Source organism: Pseudomonas rhodesiae (assembly GCF_013285305.1).
GTDB lineage: Bacteria > Pseudomonadota > Gammaproteobacteria > Pseudomonadales > Pseudomonadaceae > Aquipseudomonas > Aquipseudomonas rhodesiae.
In genome coordinates this window covers 2,446,604-2,466,706 of sequence record NZ_CP054205.1, presented here as the reverse complement: position 1 = coordinate 2,466,706, position 20,103 = coordinate 2,446,604, and the positions used below count along the sequence as shown (strand labels likewise).

General features: G+C 61.7%; 13 protein-coding genes and 1 pseudogene. 10 read left to right on the top strand and 4 right to left on the bottom strand.

Annotated features, from left to right (window positions below; all coding sequences use genetic code 11):
- Nucleotides 1-101 precede the first annotated feature (101 nt).
- Both HRH33_RS11290 and HRH33_RS11285 read left to right on the top strand, forming a co-directional pair.
- Entirely contained in the window at nt 102-1,838 is a 1,737-nt protein-coding gene (locus tag HRH33_RS11290; protein ID WP_034112990.1) for an IlvD/Edd family dehydratase, read from the top strand.
- A 48-nt stretch (nt 1,839-1,886) separates the two neighbouring features.
- Complete coding sequence (locus tag HRH33_RS11285) at nt 1,887-2,609, top strand: FadR/GntR family transcriptional regulator (protein ID WP_034096881.1); 723 nt, start codon at nt 1,887-1,889, stop codon at nt 2,607-2,609.
- A gap of 359 nt (nt 2,610-2,968) precedes the next feature.
- Here HRH33_RS11285 and HRH33_RS11280 read toward each other — a convergent pair whose 3' ends face one another.
- Both HRH33_RS11280 and HRH33_RS11275 read right to left on the bottom strand, forming a co-directional pair.
- Complete coding sequence (locus HRH33_RS11280) at nt 2,969-5,104, bottom strand: TonB-dependent siderophore receptor (protein WP_167417437.1); 2,136 nt, start codon at nt 5,102-5,104, stop codon at nt 2,969-2,971.
- A gap of 252 nt (nt 5,105-5,356) precedes the next feature.
- Nucleotides 5,357-5,815: a metallophosphoesterase family protein gene (locus tag HRH33_RS11275; protein WP_167417436.1), complete on the bottom strand. Its 459-nt coding sequence runs from the start codon at nt 5,813-5,815 to the stop codon at nt 5,357-5,359.
- A gap of 239 nt (nt 5,816-6,054) precedes the next feature.
- Between HRH33_RS11275 and HRH33_RS11270 the strand changes: the two genes are divergently transcribed.
- From HRH33_RS11270 to HRH33_RS26730, 3 genes and pseudogenes are all read left to right on the top strand, one after another.
- Nucleotides 6,055-6,945: a bestrophin family protein gene (locus HRH33_RS11270; RefSeq protein ID WP_034097352.1), complete on the top strand. Its 891-nt coding sequence runs from the start codon at nt 6,055-6,057 to the stop codon at nt 6,943-6,945.
- A 144-nt stretch (nt 6,946-7,089) separates the two neighbouring features.
- Nucleotides 7,090-8,172: pseudogene (locus HRH33_RS26735) on the top strand (HAMP domain-containing protein); the annotation flags it as partial.
- Between the two features lie 6 nt (nt 8,173-8,178).
- Nucleotides 8,179-9,033, top strand: a complete 855-nt coding sequence (locus HRH33_RS26730; RefSeq protein WP_425326823.1) for a methyl-accepting chemotaxis protein — start codon at nt 8,179-8,181, stop codon at nt 9,031-9,033.
- A 46-nt stretch (nt 9,034-9,079) separates the two neighbouring features.
- Here HRH33_RS26730 and HRH33_RS11260 read toward each other — a convergent pair whose 3' ends face one another.
- The gene (locus tag HRH33_RS11260) at nt 9,080-10,381 is read right to left on the bottom strand and encodes an Nramp family divalent metal transporter (RefSeq protein WP_167417434.1); all 1,302 of its coding nucleotides are present in this window, start codon (nt 10,379-10,381) and stop codon (nt 9,080-9,082) included.
- A 227-nt stretch (nt 10,382-10,608) separates the two neighbouring features.
- On the opposite strand from HRH33_RS11260, the gene HRH33_RS11255 reads away from it, so the two are divergent.
- Nucleotides 10,609-13,017: a glucose/quinate/shikimate family membrane-bound PQQ-dependent dehydrogenase gene (locus HRH33_RS11255; RefSeq protein ID WP_167417433.1), complete on the top strand. Its 2,409-nt coding sequence runs from the start codon at nt 10,609-10,611 to the stop codon at nt 13,015-13,017.
- A gap of 153 nt (nt 13,018-13,170) precedes the next feature.
- Here HRH33_RS11255 and HRH33_RS11250 read toward each other — a convergent pair whose 3' ends face one another.
- Nucleotides 13,171-14,367, bottom strand: coding sequence for a XylR family transcriptional regulator (locus HRH33_RS11250; RefSeq protein WP_034112981.1), 1,197 nt, complete (start codon nt 14,365-14,367; stop codon nt 13,171-13,173).
- Nucleotides 14,368-14,506: 139 nt separating this feature from the next.
- Here HRH33_RS11250 and xylA point away from each other — a divergent pair, with 139 nt between their 5' ends.
- From xylA to HRH33_RS11230, 4 genes are all read left to right on the top strand, one after another.
- Nucleotides 14,507-15,823 carry a xylose isomerase gene (xylA, locus tag HRH33_RS11245; protein WP_167417432.1) on the top strand — a complete coding sequence of 439 codons (1,317 nt, stop codon included), beginning with the start codon at nt 14,507-14,509 and terminating at the stop codon, nt 15,821-15,823.
- Nucleotides 15,824-16,172: 349 nt separating this feature from the next.
- Nucleotides 16,173-17,174, top strand: coding sequence for a D-xylose ABC transporter substrate-binding protein (gene xylF, locus HRH33_RS11240; protein WP_034097344.1), 1,002 nt, complete (start codon nt 16,173-16,175; stop codon nt 17,172-17,174).
- Nucleotides 17,171-18,724, top strand: a complete 1,554-nt coding sequence (gene xylG, locus HRH33_RS11235; protein WP_167417431.1) for a D-xylose ABC transporter ATP-binding protein — start codon at nt 17,171-17,173, stop codon at nt 18,722-18,724. Before xylF ends, xylG begins: the two co-directional genes overlap by 4 nt.
- Nucleotides 18,725-19,861: a sugar ABC transporter permease gene (locus HRH33_RS11230; RefSeq protein WP_034097340.1), complete on the top strand. Its 1,137-nt coding sequence runs from the start codon at nt 18,725-18,727 to the stop codon at nt 19,859-19,861.
- The last annotated feature ends 242 nt before the right edge of the window (nt 19,862-20,103 follow it).

The following is a 20,103-nucleotide window of genomic DNA, read 5'->3' as shown; positions in this document are numbered from 1 at the left end:
ATAGTAGTACTATTTGCGAAACAACACTTCCAAATGGAAGATTTTGCGCTTATGTTTAGCCGTAGAGAGAACATATAGTCATACAATAAGAGAAATCGATCATGTCTGATAAAAAGCCCGGCCTACGCTCCGCCCAGTGGTTCGGTACTGCCGATAAGAACGGCTTCATGTACCGCAGCTGGATGAAGAACCAGGGCATCGCCGACCACCAGTTCCATGGCAAGCCGATCATCGGTATCTGCAACACCTGGTCGGAGCTGACTCCGTGCAACGCGCACTTCCGTCAGATCGCCGAGCACGTCAAACGTGGGGTGATCGAGGCCGGTGGCTTCCCGGTGGAATTCCCGGTGTTTTCCAACGGCGAGTCGAACCTGCGCCCTACCGCCATGCTCACCCGCAACCTGGCGAGCATGGATGTAGAAGAAGCCATTCGCGGCAACCCCATCGACGGCGTGGTGCTGCTGACCGGCTGCGACAAGACCACCCCGGCCCTGCTGATGGGCGCCGCCAGTTGCGACGTACCGGCGATAGTGGTGACGGGCGGGCCGATGCTCAACGGTAAGCACAAGGGCCAGGACATTGGTTCGGGCACGGTGGTGTGGCAGCTGAGTGAGCAGGTCAAGGCCGGCACCATCACCCTGGACGATTTCCTCGCGGCCGAGGGCGGTATGTCCCGTTCGGCGGGCACCTGCAACACCATGGGCACCGCCTCGACCATGGCCTGCATGGCGGAAGCCCTCGGCACGTCCCTGCCGCACAACGCCGCGATTCCCGCAGTGGATGCGCGCCGTTATGTACTGGCGCATATGTCGGGCATGCGTGCGGTGGAGATGGTGCGTGAAGACCTGCGCCTGTCGAAGATCCTCACCAAAGAAGCTTTTGAAAACGCGATTCGGGTCAACGCGGCCATCGGCGGCTCGACCAACGCGGTGATCCACCTTAAAGCCATTGCCGGGCGTATCGGCGTGGACCTTGAACTGGACGACTGGACCCGCATCGGTCGCGGTATGCCAACTATCGTGGACTTGCAGCCCTCCGGGCGTTTCCTGATGGAAGAGTTCTACTACGCCGGCGGCCTGCCTGCGGTGCTGCGTCGCCTGGGCGAAGCCAACCTGATCCCACACCCGAACGCGCTGACCGTCAACGGCAAGACCCTGGGCGAAAACACCCAGGATTCGCCGATATACGGCCAGGACGAAGTGATCCGCACCCTGGACAACCCGATCCGCGCCGACGGCGGCATCTGCGTGCTGCGCGGCAACCTGGCGCCGCTCGGTGCAGTCCTCAAGCCGTCGGCGGCCAGCCCGGAATTGATGCAGCATCGCGGCCGTGCAGTGGTGTTCGAGAACTTCGACATGTACAAGGCGCGCATCAACGACCCGGAGCTGGAGGTGGACGCCAACTCGATCCTGGTCATGAAAAACTGCGGGCCCAAGGGTTATCCGGGCATGGCCGAAGTCGGCAATATGGGCCTGCCGGCCAAGCTGCTGGCCCAGGGCGTGACCGATATGGTGCGCATTTCCGATGCGCGCATGAGCGGCACGGCCTACGGCACCGTGGTGCTGCATGTGGCACCGGAAGCCGCCGCCGGCGGGCCCTTGGCCACGGTGCAGGAAGGTGACTGGATCGAGCTGGACTGCGCCAACGGCCGCTTGCACCTGGACATTTCCGACGCCGAGCTGGCGGCGCGCATGGCCGACCTCAAGCCACCACAGGACCTGATCGTCGGCGGCTATCGCCAGCTGTACATCAACCATGTGCTGCAGGCGGACCAAGGCTGCGACTTTGACTTTCTGGTGGGTTGCCGTGGAGCGGAAGTCCCACGGCATTCCCACTAATTGGGATGCTATGATGCCGCGAATTTAAGCCAGAGCATCCCGCCCGTTATGGATCACCAGCCGTCCAAGCCGCGCAAGAGCATGCATGCCCAGATCGTCCAGGACTTGGGCATGCACATCGTTTCCGGTCGCTTCAAGCCAGAAGAACGCCTGCCCATGGAGGCCACGCTTTGCGAGGAGTACAAGGTCAGCCGTTCGGTGTTGCGCGAGGCGACCCGCGTGCTCAGTGCCAAGGGCCTGGTGTACTCCAAGCCACGGGTGGGTGCGGTGGTGCGGCCACGGCTCAAATGGCACCTGCTCGACCCGGACGTGCTGTCCTGGTTGATGCAGTCCACGCCCCATAGCGAGTTTTTCAACACCCTGGCCGGTGTGCGGCGCATCCTCGAACCGGAAATCGCCGCCATGGCCGCGACCACCGCCACCGACGATGACATCGCCATCATCGAAAAGGCCTACCACGGCATGGAGACCGCGCAGACCCACGAACAGCTGCTACAGGCCGACCTGGACTTCCACCGCGCCATCGCCGACGCCACCCGCAACGACCTGCTGGCATATATGTGCAACATGCTGTCGCTGCCATTGCGCGAATCGATCAACATCACCAACCGCCGCCCCGACATCCAGGGCCTGAGTCTGCCTCGGCATAAAGCCATCCTCACCGCCATCCAGAACCGCGATGCCCTGGGCGCGCGGCATGCGTCGCTCGTGCAGCTGGATGACACGCGGGTAGCGTTGGATACGGTGATGAATGTACTCACCCCGCTCTAAAGCCAAGTGAAAGGACAGGTGGGAGGGGGCTTGCCCCCTCCCACAGTTAAATTCCTCTGGGCCATCACCCGGCAACTCGGTGCATTTGGCCCCGATAGCCATAGATCTCTACACAAGTTTTAAGGCTGAAATAACTCTGTGGTGAGCGGGCTTGCCCCGCGCTGGGCTGCGAAGCGGCCCCAAACCCAGGCACCTCGGTGTGTCAGCTAAACCACATCGCCTGGAATGGGGCCGCTTCGCAGCCCAGCGCGGGGCAAGCCCGCTCACCACAGCAAGCCTCAACCCAGCAAGCCCCCTCCCACACTTAGCTCCAACTATCTGGTTACGCCCCTATGCCATTGCAAGCCGACAAGACGGCGTTACAAGGTGTAGGCAATACCAACCTGCACCGTACGCGGCGCGCCGGGATACGCGTAGATATTGCCGAACGCACCCTCTTCGTATTCGCGGTTGAACAGGTTCTTCACGTCCAGGTTAAGACGGATCTTGTCGTTGACCTTGTAGTAACTGAGCAGGTCGACGACGGTGTAGGCGCCCATGGAAAACGCGCTGTTGGCGGTCTGGCCCGCGCGTTCATCGACGTATTTACCGCCGGCGCCAAGGCCCAGGCCCTTGAGTGCACCGTCTTGGAATTCGTAGACGTTGAGCAGGCTGAAGCTGTTACGCGGGATATTCAGCAAGCGCGTGCCACTGCGCAGGGTATTGTCCCGGGTGACTTCGGCGTCCACATAGGCGTAGCCGCCGATCACGCGCCATTCGGGGGTGAGATTGCCGGCAACGTTAAGGTCGAAACCGCGACTGCGGACCTGGCCAGCGGCGACGCTGAAGGTGGAATCCACGGGATCGGTGGTGAGCACGTTCTTCTTCTCGATCTGGTAGATCGCCGCGTCAACGCTCAACTGACGGTCCAGGGCCTCCCACTTGATGCCCACTTCGTAGGACTTGCCTTTCTCCGGCGCGAAACCTCCGCCTTCACGGCTGGCACCGGTGTTGGGTTTGAACGAGCGCGCGGCGTCGGCGTAGACGGCGACGGTGTCGGTCAGGTCGTAGCTCACGCCTAGCCGTGGAGTCACGGCGTTGTCCGCGGCCTGCCACGGTTTGACACCCGTCACATAACTTTCGTAGTCATGTTCGAACCGCTCGAAACGCGCACCGGCCAGGACTTTCAAGCGTTCGGTCAGCGCCACCTGGTCCTGCACGAAAGCCGCGTAGGTCTTGAGGTTTTCTTTGTCGTGGGTCGGCGTGCGCGTCAGCGGCGGGCGTGTCTGGCCGTAGACCGGATTGAAGATATCGATGGGGTAGGTGCCGGCGGCGGCGCTGGAGCGCTGGATGATCGACTGGTAGTCGTAGTCCTCGTACTCGATGCCGGTCAGCAAGGTGTGATCGAAGCCGCCGGTGGAGAAGTGCCCGGTCAGGTTGAGCTGGTAGTCCTTATCGGTCCATTCCAGCTTGCGGTAGTTGAAGTTGCGTTGCAGCGTGCGGCCGTCGGCGCTCAGGCTACCGGGGCCGTTAGCCTCGATGGCATTGCCCTGCAACGTCCCATCCAACCACTGAAACCCACCCCCCAACGTCCAGCTGTCGTTGAGCATATGCTCGAAACGCAGCTGGGCCATGTTGTTATCGTTGTGCAGCTTGCCCACGTCCTTGTCACCCCAGAACGTGTCGCGGGACGGCGTGCCGGCCTGGTTGGCGAAACGCGTCAGGCCACGGTCCAGCGGATGGTTATTGCGCATGAAATCGCCTTCGAAGATCACCTTGGTGTCATCGCTGGCCTGCCAGGTAAGGACCGGGGTGACGCCGTAGCGCTCGGTCGACACATGATCGCGGAAGGTGTCGCCGCCCTCGCCCACCACGTTCAGGCGATAGGCCAGGCGGCCTTCTTCGTCCAGCGGGCCGGAGGCGTCCAGCGTGCCGCGCTGCATGCCCTGGTCGTTCAACTGGCTGCCGAGGGTCACCGTGCGTTCGGCCAGCGGTTGTTTGGACACCACATTGAAGGTACCGCCCGGATCGCCACGGCCGTACAGCATGGTGGCCGGGCCGCGCAGCACTTCCAGGCGCTCGATGGTGTTGGCGTCCGGCATGTTCGGGTAGCCACGGTTGATCGGGAAGCCGTTGCGGTAGAACTCGCCGGTGGTGAAGCCGCGCACGGTAAACGTGGTGAGGCCCTGCCCGCCGAAGTTGTTGGCGCGGCCTACACCGCCGGCGTAGTCGAGAGCATCTTGCAGGCGCGTTGCGCCGAGGTCCTCGACCACGTCCTTGGACACCACGCTGATGGACTGCGGGGTTTCGTGGATGGAAGTGTCGGTGCGCGTCGCACTTGCCGAACGCGTGGCGTGATAGCCCTTGACGGGACCTTGCGCCGTCTCGTAATCCCCTTCGCCGGTGACCGTGGTCGCTTGTAACTCAAGGCTGGCAGATGGCGTGGTGACCTCCTGCGCCCAGGTAAAAGGGGAAAACGCCTGAAGGACACACAGGGAAATCAGCGTACGACGCATGGGTGTTCAGCCTAGTGAATGAGCCAGATGGGACGGCAAACCTGCCAAGAATTCGCCGCGAATGGTATATCAAGTCATTCGTGTTTGATATCTGTTCTCATTCGTTATTTTTTGTGTATCTGCTGTGTATCAACCCAACGAGCATACGGCGTCGGCAGGGTCAGGGTCATCGCCTTCCCACGCGCACTGGCCCTGCCCCGGCGCCGCTTTCCAGGTTTGCTTGCGTTCATCCTGTGCACGCAGTAAGCCCATTCAATCCAGCAGCGCCACCAGACGCGCGTCGATAGCGCCCTCGTCCACCGCCAACAGCGCCAATGTCACCGGCAACTTGAACCGCCGCCGACCCGCGCTGCCGGGGTTCACATACAGCGTTTCACCCCGCCACTCGATCAGCGGTTTGTGGGAATGCCCGGTGATCACCAAGCGCGTTTTGGCGTCGAGCAACGCCGGGACATCGGCGATGTCATGCACCAGCAAGGTCTTCCAACCGTTGAGGCTGATGTGCAGGTGATCCGGCACCTGGCGCGCCCATGGAGCATCTTGATCGTTGTTGCCGCGCACTACGTGCAACGGTGCGATGCGCGCCAATTGCTCGACAATGTCGGCGCCGCCGATATCGCCGGCATGGAGGATCTGCTCGCAACCTTGCAGGGCCGCCACGGCCTCGGGCCGCAGAAGGCCGTGGGTATCGGAAATCACACCGATCTTCATAGGGGCTCACTCTCGTGGGTTTGACTCAGGATACATAGGTATCTACACAAATCTTAAAGGCTGACATATGAGCAGGCTTGCCACACATTCACTCAGGCCGCGCTTCTAAAACCTGCCGCCATCGCTACCAAAATTGTTGCGCCCGGCGGCTTAAACGTTTCAGGTTGCGGCGAACCTAACGGGCTCGTCGGCGTCCGAGCTAAGGCACTGTTGCTTACCGTTCGCCGCGAGGTTGTCATTTGAAAGCCGCCATCATCAAAAAGTACCGCCTGGTCATCAAGACCATGGGCTACGTCGGCTGGTCGTTGTTCTGGCTGTTGCTGTGGGACGTCGCCGTGACAGTGGACTTCATGCTGTTTCTCACAGCCAAGATCAACCTGCCGCTGATGCCCCTGACCCTGCTGGGCTCGGCACTCGTGGTGTTGATCAGTTTTCGCAACAGCAGCGCCTATAACCGCTGGTGGGAGGCCCGCACGTTGTGGGGGGCGATGGTCAACAATTCGCGCAGCTTTGCGCGCCAGGTGCTGACCCTGCTGGACGACCCCGGCAGTGAGGTCAACCCGATCAAGTCCACGCTGTTGCGCCGACATGTGGCCTACGTGAACTGCCTGGCCGCGCACCTGCGGGGCCAGCCGTGCCCCGATGAAGTGCGCGCGTTCATCCCTGCCGATGAGTTTGCGCGCAACGGTGCGACCAATAATTTCGCCAATGACATCCTTACCGGTTCGGCGGCGTTGCTGGCCCGCGAATACAAGGCCGGGCATCTGGACAGCATTCGCCTGGCGCGGCTGGAGTCGACCCTGGTGGACCTGTCCAACGCCCAGGGCGGTATGGAGCGTATCGCCAACACGCCGCTGCCCTACCCCTACGTGTATTTCCCGCGTCTGTTTATCACCCTGTTCTGCCTGATCGTACCGGTGGGCCTGGTGGAATCCCTGGGCTGGTTTACCCCGCTGGCGTCCACGGTGGTGGGCTTTATGCTGCTGGCTATCGAACGCATCGGCACCGACCTGCAAAGCCCGTTCCGCTCCAGCGAACACCAAATCCAGATGGAAGCCATCTGCGAAACCATCGAGAAAAACCTGCAATCGATGCGCCGCGACACCCTGGCCGACAATTTGATCGGCTGAACCCACCTGCTTGCCCTAAAGTGCGTGCCCTCTCGGTCGATAAAGAGGGTACGTACGCAAGGACCCACCCTTCATAACAACCCCTGCGACGCTCAGCACTACTGTTTGCCTTGCCAAAACTATAAATACCCGCGGGTGAAAGTCATGAATATCAAGCAGAAGCTGACCTGGGCGTTCGCGGCTATCGCGTGCGTGCCGGTCATCCTGGTAGCGGTACTGGTAGTGTTGAATCTGCGCGAGGGGGCTCAGGCCAATTTCCTCGACAGCAGCGGACGGGAAATCCGCCAGATCGACAATGGCATGAAGCAGTTCTTCGACGGCATCAGCCAGAACGTCGAGTACGTGGCCAAGGACCCGCGCGTGGTCGCGGCCAAAGATCTCAAGAGCTATGCCAGTGCCGACGCTGCGCAAATCCCGCTGACCCCAACCAATAAAGAGCTGCTGGCGATCTTCGATCAATTCGCCAAGAGCCATCCCACCACGGCCTACCTGTCCCTCGGCCTCGCCGACGGTGGCTACGCCAGCTGGCCCGACGACGCCAAGCTGACCAACTACGACCCGCGCGTACGCCCCTGGTACAAGGCAGCGGTTGCCGCGCCTGGCACCACGGTGCGCACCGGCGCGTACTACTGGGCGCCGGACGACGTGGTGCTGATCGGCACCGTGCATACCGTGGCCGATGCCAGCGGCAATGTGCTGGGCGTGGTGGGCCTGGACGTGTCGCTCAAGCAACTGACCGAACTGGTCAAGAACATCAAGCTCGGTGACAGCGGTTACCTGATGCTGGTGGAAGGCAACGGCAACGTGCTGGTGGACCCCAGCGATGCCAAGCATAACTTCAAGCCTCTGGCCGACTTGGGCCCCAACTACGCCGAATTGGCCAAGCGCGGCGACGGCGTGACCCAGATCGACATCGACGGCGTGGCCTATATGGCCAACGTGGTCAGTTCCAAAGACCTGGGCTGGCGCTTTATCGGCCTGATCAAGCGCGACGAAGTGATGGCCGGCGCCACCAGCCTGACCTGGTTGATCGCCGCCATCGCCGCAGCCCTGGCTGTGGTGTTCGCGATTGTCGGTGCCAGTTTTGCCAGCGTCATCGTGCGGCCGATTCGCGGCGTGGCCGACGGCCTGCAGGAAATCGCCGAAGGTGAAGGCGACCTTACCCGTCAACTCAAGGTGCAGGGCAAAGACGAAACCGCCACCCTGGCCGGCTGGTTCAACCAGTTTCTGGGCATGATCGCGCAACTGGTGCAGCGCATCGGTAACGCATCCTCCGATCTGCAGAGCGCCGCCGCCGACACCAGCGAAGTGGCCAACAATATGAACCAGGCCGCCGGGCGCCAGCGCGAAGCAGTGGAACTAGTGAGCACCGCGTTCAACGAGATGGTGGCCACCGCCAACGAAGTCGCACGCTCTTGCAGCGCCGCCGCTTCCAGCGCCGACGAAGGCTACCGCGACGTGCATGACGGCCAGCAACATATCGGCGAAGCCACCGGCAGCGTGCTGCGGCTCAGTGAAGACTTGCAGAAGTCGACCCAGACCATGCAGCAGTTGGAGCAGGACAGTAAAAACATCAACACCATCCTGGATACCATCCGCTCGATTGCCGAACAGACCAACCTGCTGGCGCTCAACGCCGCCATCGAAGCCGCACGGGCCGGTGACCAGGGCCGCGGTTTTGCCGTGGTCGCCGACGAAGTCCGCGCTCTCGCCCGCCGCACCGCCGACTCCACCGGCGAGATCGACAGCCTGCTGGGCAACCTCGCCCGCCGCACCCAGGAAGTCACGCAGCAGATGCAAGGCAGCCTGTTGGTGTCCCATACCAGCGTGGAACGCATCCAGCAGGCCCGCGACAGCTTCGACAAGATCCGCGGCTCGGTGGACTCGATCCGCGACCAGAACACCCAGATCGCCACCGCCGCCGAAGAGCAGCACCAAGTCGCCGAAGAGATCAACCGCCACATCGCGCAGATCCATGCCGATGCGCAACTGGTCGAAGGCTTCGCCCACTCGGCACAGTCCGGCTCGGGCCGTTTGACCGATATTTCCGCTCAGCTCAAAGGGTTGGTGGGTCGCTTCAAGTTCTGATCCCTCCCGACGCACACGGCGGTGAACCCTTCACCGCCGTGCCTGCTCAGGCGAACAGCTCAACCCCAAGCTGGAACGCCACCCACAATGCCAACCCGGTGGCGAACACCAGGGCAATGTTCTCGAACAGGTTGTTACGGTATTCCTTGCCGAGCAGCGACTTCTGGTTGGACATGATCAACAGCCCCAGGGAAATCACCGGCAACCCGACGATGTTCAGCGCACTCACGCCGATGGTCAGCGTGACGAAATCCGGCATGCCCGGCAGCGACCAGATCAGCGGCGTGACCAGAATGAACAACATGAACCACTTGTGCATCGGGTCACGATGAAACTCTTTGCCGAAGCGCTGGCGCCGTTCAGGCCGCACGTGCTGGAAGGCATCGGTGATCAACATCGGGAATGCCGTGGTTTTGCCGGAAATGCTCGCAAACAGCGTGGCGAACACGCCGATAAAGAAGATGTACCAGCCGATGGGGCCGAAGAACAGCTCCAGCGCCTTGCCCAGATCGCCGAGGGTTTTCACTTCGATGCCGTTGGGACGCAGGATTTGCGCGCCGACGATCCAGATTGCCAGGTTGATCACAATCCCCACGAATACCGCAAACAGCAGGTCGTTGCGCTGGATGCGCTTGTGCTGCGGGCCGATCCAGCCCTTTTGGCGCATCACATAGGGATGCACGAAGTTGGCTATAGAGCCGGCGACAGCGCCGATCACCGACACCGCCACCAACAGAGCGCCATGCACGCCCTCGTCCGGCGGAATACTGAAACCGATGGTGCCTTTGACGATGCCAGCCATGTCCGGCCCGGACATTACCGCCAGAGCAATAAAGGCCAGCGTCATAATCGCCAGCAGGCCCTTCATCACCCCTTCGATCATCGAATAGATATTGCGCCCCACCAGCAGCCACACCGCCAGTACCACTGCCACCGAACACAGCAACGCGTAATCGGTCTTGAACAGCATGGCCAGGGCCTCGCCCGCACCCTTGATCATGTAGGCATTCATCAAGTGGCCCATCAGCAGCGCATACACCAGCAGGAACCAGGCGAAAAACGGGTTCAACTGGGCATAGCCCTGCAGGATAGTCATGCCTTGGTTATTACACAGCTGGAAGCGCGCGATGATATTGACGATCAAGTACCTGAGCAGCAGCGACACCGCCAGTACCCACATCATCGCGTAGCCGTAGTTGGCGCCGGCCACCGAGGATGTAATCAAATCCCCTGCACCGAGCCAGGACAGCACCGCAATGACACCTGGGCCCAGCAGCTTTAGAAGTCGTACGACATGGCCGGACGCGGGCGCCGCCGCCTGGCCTTCGATCCTTGGAATACCGGTCATCGAGGGAGTCTCCATTTATTTTTTTTGTGAGAACGCCGCTAGTCGACCACAGTTGATATGACGTCGTACAACCACAGTGACTGGATATGTATTAAGAAATGTTTCTTTAACCTCCATTTGCTCGCGGTGGCTGACGCCCAAGACAGTCTGTCGGCAAAAATGTACTAACTAGTTACTTGTCTTGCTAACATTATGCCTCTGCCCTCTCTCACTCGAGTCCTTTCGACATGAAACGAGCATCGCGCGCCGCTGGCGTCTCTAGATTCTTCCTGCTGGGCCTGGGCGTGATCATCGCCCTGCTCGGCCTCGCGCTGGCCGTCGGCGGCGCCAAACTGGTCAGCCTCGGTGGCTCTTGGTATTTCCTGCTGGGCGGTGTGGCCATGGCGGTTGCCGGCCTGTTGATTGCCCAACGCAAACCGGCCGGCGCGTGGCTGTTCGCCGCGTTTCTGATCGGCACTGCCGTGTGGGCGGTGGCAGAGGTGGGGCTGGTGTTCTGGCCGCTGTTTTCGCGATTGTTTATGTTCGCGGTGATCGGCCTGGTGGTGGCACTGGTGTACCCGCTGCTGGCCGGCAAGCCGGCGCGCGGCGCGTATGGTGTCGCGGCGGTATTGGCGGTGGGCGTGGCGGTGGCGGCGGGCAATATGTTTGTCGCGCACCCGAGCGTGGCGCCAACGGGTGCGGGCCCGGTTGTCACACCGGTGGTGGCGGCCGAGGCGCAGAAAGACTGGGCGCACTACGGCAACACTGAGGGCGGCAGCCGCTTTGCCGCCCTGGATCAGATCAACCGCGACAACATCGACAAGCTCAAAGTGGCCTGGACCTACCGCACTGGCGACGTGGCCATCAGCGACGGCAACGGTGCCGAAGACCAACTGACACCCCTGCAGATCGGCAACAAGGTGTTTATCTGCACGCCCCACAACAACCTGATCGCCCTGGACGCCGACACTGGCAAAGAGCTGTGGAAAAACCAGATCAACGCACAGTCGGCGGTCTGGCAACGATGCCGGGGCCTGGCCTATTTCGACGCCAGCGCGCCCATCGCCCAACCGACCCAACCCAACAGCTCGCCGATCATCGCCGCTAGCGTTCCAGCCGGTGCGCAGTGCCAGCGCCGTTTGCTGACCAACACCATCGATGCGCGTCTGATTGCGGTGGACGCCGACACCGGCCAATTCTGCGAAGACTTCGGCAGCCATGGCCAGGTGGATCTCAAAACTGGCCTCGGCAATGTGCCGGACAGTTACTACCAACTGTCCTCCGCCCCGCTGATCGCCGGGACCACCGTAGTGGTCGGTGGCCGCGTCGCCGATAACGTGCAGACCGATATGCCCGGCGGCGTGATCCGTGGTTTCGACGTAATCAGTGGGCACATGCGCTGGGCCTTCGACCCGGGCAACCCCGACGACAAACAAGCGCCGGCCGCTGGCAGCACTTATGTGCGCAGCACGCCCAACAGTTGGGCGCCGATGTCCTACGACCCGCAGATGAACACGGTTTTCCTGCCGATGGGCAGTTCGTCCACCGACATCTATGGCGTGGAACGCACCGCGCTCAACCATAAATACGGCGCGTCCGTCCTGGCGCTGGACGCTTCCACCGGGGCCGAAAAGTGGGTGTACCAAACCGTCCACAACGACCTGTGGGACTTCGACCTGCCGATGCAGCCGAGCCTGATCGACTTCACCCCGCCGGGCAGTGACAAGGCCGTACCCGCGGTGGTCATCGGCACCAAGGCCGGGCAGATCTACGTGCTCGACCGCGCCACCGGTAAGCCGCTGACTGAGGTCAAGGACGTGCCGGTCAAGGCCGCCAATATCCCCAACGAACCCTATTCGCCAACCCAACCCAAATCCGTGGGCATGCCGCAGATCGGCGCGCAAACCCTGAGGGAATCAGACATGTGGGGCGCCACCCCATATGACCAGTTGCTGTGCCGCATCGACTTCAAGGGCATGCGCTACGACGGCCTGTACACCGCGCCGGGCACGGATAAATCCCTGAGCTTTCCCGGTTCCCTGGGCGGCATGAACTGGGGCAGTCTTTCCACCGACCCGGTGCATGGTTTTATCTTCGTCAACGACATGCGCCTGGGCCTGTGGATCCAGATGATCCCGTCGCAGAACAAGGCCCAGGCCGCGTCCGGTGGCGAAGCGCTGAACACCGGCATGGGCGCAGTACCGCTCAAGGGCACGCCGTATGCGGTGAACAAAAACCGCTTCCTGTCGGTGGCCGGTATCCCCTGCCAGGCGCCGCCGTTCGGCACCCTGACCGCCATTGATATGAAAACGCAGAAAATCGCCTGGCAAGTGCCGGTGGGCACCGTGGAAGACACCGGTCCGCTGGGCATCCGTATGCACCTGCCGATCAAGATCGGCCTGCCGACCCTCGGCGGCACGCTGTCGACCCAGGGCGGCTTGATCTTTATCGCCGGCACCCAGGACTTCTACCTGCGCGCCTTCAACAGTGGCAACGGCGAAGAAATCTGGAAAGCCCGCCTGCCCGTCGGCAGCCAGGGCGGCCCGATGACCTACGTGTCGCCGAAAACCGGCAAGCAATACGTCGTGGTGACTGCCGGCGGCGCGCGCCAGTCCACCGACCGGGGCGACTATGTGATCGCCTACGCCTTGCCATAACGCCTGCGTGCGCTCCGGCTCTGCTTGAACATGTGGGAGGGGGCTTGCCCCCTCCCACATTTTGAGCCGGTTTTTTCAGTTAATACTGAGTAGGGCGACTGGCATTAGGGCAAGCCCCCCCTCCCACACAGGTTCAGCAGCGTATGTCAGGCCCTAATCAGGCACGGGCAACGCACACTCCTCGCCTCGCTGGTACTCCCGGGGGGTACAGCCAAATTCACGGCGAAACACGGTGTGCAGGTACTGCGCCGATGTGAAGCCGCATTGCGCCGCCACGTCGGCAATCGCCCGTTCGTGGCTTGCCAGGCCTTTGGCGGCGGCGGCGAGTTTGAAGCGCAAGATCTCATCATGCACGCTGCACCCGCGCTCCTTGCGAAAGTGCGACTCCAGGGATGAACGCGACACGCCGACATAGGCCGCCACTTGTGCGGTCTTGATGCCCTGGCAGGCGTATTGGCGGATAAACAGCAGCGCCTGCATCACGTACGGATTGCCCAGAGGCTGATGCAAGCTGGAGGCCTGCACGTTGATTGCCTCCGGTGGCACCAGAATCTGCGTGCCGGCGCAAGGTTTGCCGTGCAGCATCTGATGAAGAAGCGCGGCGGCCGTGCGGCCCATGGTTTCCGTGCCCTGGATCACCGAACTCAGCGGCACCCGCGTGAGGGTGCGGGTCAGCGGGTCGTTGTCGATGCCGATCAGCGCCACTTCTTCCGGCACCGCAATACCGGCGGTGAGGCAGGCTTGCAGCAGTTGCCGAGCGCGGGCGTCGGTGACGGCGATGATGCCGATGGGCTTGGGCAGGCTCTGTAACCAAGCAATCTGCTGTTCCACCGCGCTGTCCCACAACGGCGCGCTGGTGCCCAGGCCGCGATACACCTCGACGTTCAGGCCATCGCGTTGCATCAAGCGACGAAAGGCTTTTTCCCGCTCCTGGGCCCAGCGATTGGCCTGGGCCGGCGGCAGGCTGAAACAGGCAAAGCGGGTCAAGCCGGCCTCGATCAGGTGTTCATAAGCCAGCTTCATCAACCCATGGTTGTCGGTGGCCACGTAGGGAATGCCCTTGGGATAGGCGCTTGCATCCTCATAAGACCCGCCCACCGCCACCACCGGCAACTTGCTGTGGGCCAGGGCCTCGCCGATCAGCGGGTCATCGAAGTCAGCGATGATGCCGTCGCCTTGCCAGCGCTCGATGCCTTTGAGCCGGCACAGAAAGTCTTCCTCCAGGAACAAATCCCAGGATGCGCGGGTGCTGCTCAGGTAATTGCCGATGCCGGCGATGATGCCACGGTCGTAGATTTTGCTGCCGTTGAACAGCAAGGCAATGCGGTGCACGGGCGGTAGGGTTTTCATTGTTGTTGTCCTCAGGCCAGTCGCCACAGGGTAGCCCCCGCCACTCAAAATCGCACCATCGCTTGGTGATTTTCATAATTAGCGAGCCAGGTGCCGTTGCTAGTATCCAGACACCGCCCAGAACAATAAGGAACACGCCATGACGTACTTCCCCGGTGTCGAGAAGGTTCGCTTCGAAGGCCCCGACAGCGATACCCCCCTCGCCTTTCGCCACTACGACGCCAACAAACTGATCCTCGGCAAACCGATGCGCGAGCACCTGCGCATGGCGGCTTGTTATTGGCATACGTTTGTCTGGCCCGGTGCGGACATGTTCGGCGTCGGCACCTTCAAGCGCCCGTGGCAGCGCAGCGGCGACCCGATGGAAGTGGCCAAGGGCAAGGCCGACGCCGCGTTTGAGTTCTTCTCCAAGCTGGGCATCGATTACTACAGTTTCCACGACACCGACGTAGCCCCCGAGGGCAGTTCGCTCAAGGAGTACCGCGAACACTTTGCGCAGATGGTCGATCAGTTGGAGCGCCATCAGGAACAGTCCGGCATCAAGCTGTTGTGGGGCACCGCCAATTGCTTCAGCCACCCGCGCTTCGCCGCCGGCGCGGCCACCAACCCTGACCCGGAAGTGTTCGCCTGCGCCGCCGCCCAGGTGTTCAGCGCGATGAACGCCACCCTGCGGCTCAAGGGCGCCAACTATGTGCTGTGGGGCGGTCGTGAAGGCTATGAAAGCCTGCTCAACACCGACCTCAAGCGCGAGCGCGAACAACTCGGGCGCTTTATGCGCATGGTGGTGGAGCACAAGCACAAGATCGGCTTCAAGGGCGACCTGCTGATCGAGCCCAAGCCCCAGGAGCCGACCAAGCATCAATACGATTACGACAGCGCCACGGTGTTCGGCTTCCTGCACGAATACGGCCTGGAGCATGAGATCAAGGTCAATATCGAAGCCAACCACGCGACCCTGGCCGGGCACAGTTTCCACCATGAAATCGCCACCGCCGTGTCCCTCGGCATCTTCGGCAGCATCGACGCCAACCGTGGCGACCCGCAGAACGGCTGGGACACCGACCAGTTCCCCAATAGCGTCGAAGAAATGACCCTGGCCACCTATGAAATCCTCAAGGCTGGCGGCTTCAAGAACGGCGGCTACAACTTTGACTCCAAGGTGCGCCGCCAAAGCCTCGACGAAATCGACCTGTTCCACGGCCATGTCGGCGCCATGGATGTACTGGCCCTGGCGCTGGAACGCGCGGCTGCCATGGTGCAGAACGATCGGTTGCAGCAGTTCAAGGACCAACGCTACGCAGGCTGGCAACAGCCGTTGGGCCAAGCCGTGCTGGCCGGTGAGTTCAGCCTGGAATCCCTGGCCGAACATGCGTTTACCCACGGGCTGAACCCGCAGGCCGTGAGTGGTCGGCAAGAGATGCTGGAGGGGGTGGTCAACCGGTTTATTTATCGGTGACAGAGTGGTGAGCGGGCTTATTGTGGTGAGCGGGCTTGTTGTGTGGTGAGCGGGCTTGCCCCGCGCTGGGGCGCGAAGCGGCCCCATTGCAGGCGATGTGTTTTTAGCTGACACACCGAGGTGCCTGGGTTTGGGGCTGCTTCGCAGCCCAGCGCGGGGCAAGCCCGCTCACCACAACAAGCCTGCTCACCACACCAAGCCCATTCACCACGACAAGCGCATTCACCACAAAAGTCCTGTTCACCACAGAATCCCGGCTTACCACAACACGCCGGTTAGCCACACCTATAGTGTTCGCCTAAAGTCTTCACCCAGTGTCTTTCCAACAACAATAAAAGGACGCACCACCATGAAGTCATTCAAACGTACCCTGCTCGCCACCGCCCTGGCCCTGCTCGCCCTGCCGGTGATGGCCGACCCGGCCCATCCGAAAATCGGCTTTTCCATCGACGACCTGCGCCTGGAGCGCTGGTCCCGCGACCGCGATTATTTCGTGGCAGCAGCGGAAAAACTCGATGCCAAAGTCTTTGTGCAGTCCGCCGATGCCAACGAGCAAAAGCAGATTTCCCAGATCGAGAACCTGATTTCCCGTGGCGTCGATGTGATCGTGATCGTGCCGTTCAACGCCACGGTTCTGACCAACGCGGTCGCCGAAGCCAAGAAGGCCGGGATCAAGGTGGTGTCCTATGACCGCCTGATCCTCAACGCCGACATCGACGCCTACATTTCCTTCGATAACGAAAAAGTCGGCGAGATGCAGGCCAGCGGCGTGCTGCAGGCGGCGCCCAAGGGTAATTACTTCCTGCTCGGCGGCGCGCCTACCGATAACAACGCCAAGGTGCTGCGCGAAGGCCAGATGAAGGTGTTGCAACCGGCCATCGACAAGGGCGATATCAAGGTAGTCGGCCAGCAATGGGTCAAGGAATGGAACCCCACCGAAGCCCTGAGCATCGTCGAAAACGCCCTGACCCGGAACAACAACAAAATCGACGCGATTGTCGCCTCCAACGACGCTACCGCCGGCGGTGCGATCCAGGCCCTGGCCGCGCAGAAGCTGGCGGGCAAGGTGCCGATCTCCGGCCAGGACGCCGACCTCGCCGCCGTCAAACGCGTGATCGACGGCACCCAGACCATGACCGTGTACAAGCCCCTCAAGCTGATCGCCACCGAAGCGGCCAAGCTCTCGGTGCAACTGGCGCGTAACGAGAAGCCCACCTACAGCTCGCAATACGACAACGGCAGCAAGAAGGTCGACACCATCCTGCTTACGCCCACTCCACTGACCAAGGCCAATATCGACCTGCTGGAGAAGGACGGTTTCTACACCAAAGAGCAGATCGGCGGGCAATGACCGCCATGGCCGACTACCTGCTGCAAATGAACGGCATCGTCAAAACCTTTGGCGGTGTCCACGCGCTGAACGGTATCGACATCAAGGTGCGGCCGGGGGAATGTGTCGGCCTGTGCGGCGAGAACGGTGCCGGTAAATCTACCTTGATGAAGGTGCTGTCGGCGGTCTATCCCCACGGCACCTGGGAGGGGGAAATCCTCTGGAATGGGCAGCCGCTCAAGGCGCAGTCCATCAGTGAAACCGAGGCCGCCGGCATTGTGATCATCCACCAGGAGTTGACCCTGGTGCCTGATCTGTCAGTGGCCGAAAACATCTTTATGGGGCACGAGCTGACCTTGCCGGGTGGACGCATGAACTACCCGGCGATGCTGCACCGCGCCGAAGCCTTGATGCGTGAACTCAAGGTGCCGGACATCAACGTGGCGCTACCGGTGTCGCAGTACGGCGGCGGTTACCAGCAACTGGTGGAAATCGCCAAGGCCCTGAACAAACAGGCGCGCCTGTTGATTCTCGACGAACCCTCTTCGGCCCTGACCCGCTCGGAAATCGAGGTGCTGCTGGATATCATCCGCGACCTCAAGGCCAAGGGGGTGGCCTGCGTCTACATCTCCCACAAACTCGATGAAGTGGCGGCGGTGTGCGACACCATCACGGTGATCCGCGACGGCAAGCACATCGCAACCACGGCCATGGCCGATATGGACATCCCGCGCATCATCACTCAGATGGTCGGCCGCGAGATGAGCAACCTCTACCCCACCGAGCCCCATGACGTCGGCGAGGTAATGTTCGAGGCGCGCCACGTGACCTGCTACGACGTCGACAACCCCAAGCGCAAACGCGTCGACGACATTTCCTTCGTGCTCAAGCGTGGGGAAATCCTCGGTATTGCCGGGCTGGTGGGCGCCGGGCGTACCGAACTGGTGTCAGCCCTGTTCGGTGCCTACCCCGGCCGCTACAGCGCCGAAGTATGGCTGGACGGCGAAGTGATCGATACGCGCACGCCGCTCAAATCGATCCGCGCCGGGTTGTGCATGGTGCCCGAAGATCGCAAGCGCCAAGGCATCATCCCCGACCTCGGCGTGGGCCAGAACATCACCCTGGCGGTGCTCGACACCTATGCGCACCTGACCCGCATCGACGCCGAGGCCGAGCTGGGCAGTATCGACCGGCAGATCACGCGCATGCACCTCAAGACCGCCAGCCCGTTTTTGCCGATCACCAGCCTGTCCGGCGGCAATCAGCAAAAAGCCGTGCTGGCGAAAATGCTGATGACCCAGCCCAAAGTGCTGATCCTCGACGAGCCCACGCGCGGGGTGGACGTGGGCGCCAAGTATGAAATCTACAAGCTGATGGGGACGCTGGCCGCCGAAGGCGTGGCGATCATCATGGTGTCCTCGGAACTGGCCGAAGTGCTGGGGGTGTCCGACCGCGTGCTGGTAATCGGCGACGGTCAGTTGCGCGGCGACTTCATCAACCAGGGGCTCACCCAGGAACAGGTCCTCGCCGCCGCGCTCAGCCAAAACAATAACAATCGGAAAACCGCGTAGATGAATCAGGTCAAACAGCTGTTCACCCGCTACAAAATGCTCGCCCTGGTGATTGCCGTGGCGGTGATCTGGCTGTTTTTCAGCTGGCAGACCGAGGGCGGCTTCCTCACGCCGCGTAACCTGTCCAACCTGCTGCGGCAGATGTCCATCACCGGCATCCTGGCCTGCGGCATGGTGCTGGTGATTATCAGCGGCGAGATCGACTTGTCGGTGGGTTCATTGTTGGGCCTGCTGGGTGGGCTGGCGGCGATCCTGGACGTGGTCTACCACATTCCGCTGCTGGCCAATGTGAGCCTGGTGGCGCTATGCGGCCTGATGATCGGCCTGGCCAACGGCTATATGACGGCCTACCTGCGCATCCCGTCGTTTATCGTCGGCTTGGGCGGCATGCTGGCGTTTCGCGGGGTTCTGCTGGGGATCACCGGCGGCACCACCATCGCGCCAGTGTCGCCATCGCTGGTGTATGTGGGCCAGGGCTATCTGCCGCATACCGTGGGGGTTGGGCTGGGGCTTTTGCTGTTTGCCCTCACACTCTTCTTGACCTGGAAACAACGACGCAACCGCGCACTGCATGGGCTGGCCGCGCACTCATTGATGCGCGACGTGCTGCGGGTGGTGGTGATCGGCGCAGTGCTGGCCGGGTTCGTTACCACCCTCAACAGCTACGACGGCATCCCCGTGCCGGTGTTGCTGTTACTGGTGCTGCTCGGCGTGTTCAGCTACGTCACCAGCCAGACCGTATTCGGCCGCCGCGTGTATGCGGTGGGCAGCAACATGGAAGCCACGCGGCTGTCGGGCATCAACGTGCAGGCGGTCAAATTGTGGATCTTCGGCATCATGGGCGTCATGTGCGCCCTCGCCGGCCTGGTCAACACCGCACGTTTGGCGGCGGGCTCACCGTCGGCGGGCAATATGGGCGAACTGGACGCCATCGCCGCCTGCTTTATCGGCGGCACATCAATGCGCGGCGGCTCCGGCACGGTATATGGCGCATTGCTGGGGGCGCTGGTGATTACCAGCCTGGATAACGGCATGTCGATGCTGGACGTGGACAGCTACTGGCAGATGATTGTGAAAGGCAGCATTTTGGTGTTGGCGGTGTGGGTGGATGTGAGTACGCGGGCGGGTCGGCGTTAAAGCCATTCTCACCGGCACCACATAACGCCTGTGGGAGGGGGCTTGCCCCCGATAGCAGTGGGTCAGCCAAATTATGGTTAGCTGATCCGCAGCAATCGGGGGCAAGCCCCCTCCCACATTTACCCTCCCAACTATGTTATTTGGAAACCGGCATCGCAAACTCAGCCCCCTGTTCGATGCTCTCCGACCAGCGCTGCATAATCGACTTCTGCCTGGTGTAGAAGCGCACGCCTTCAGTGCCG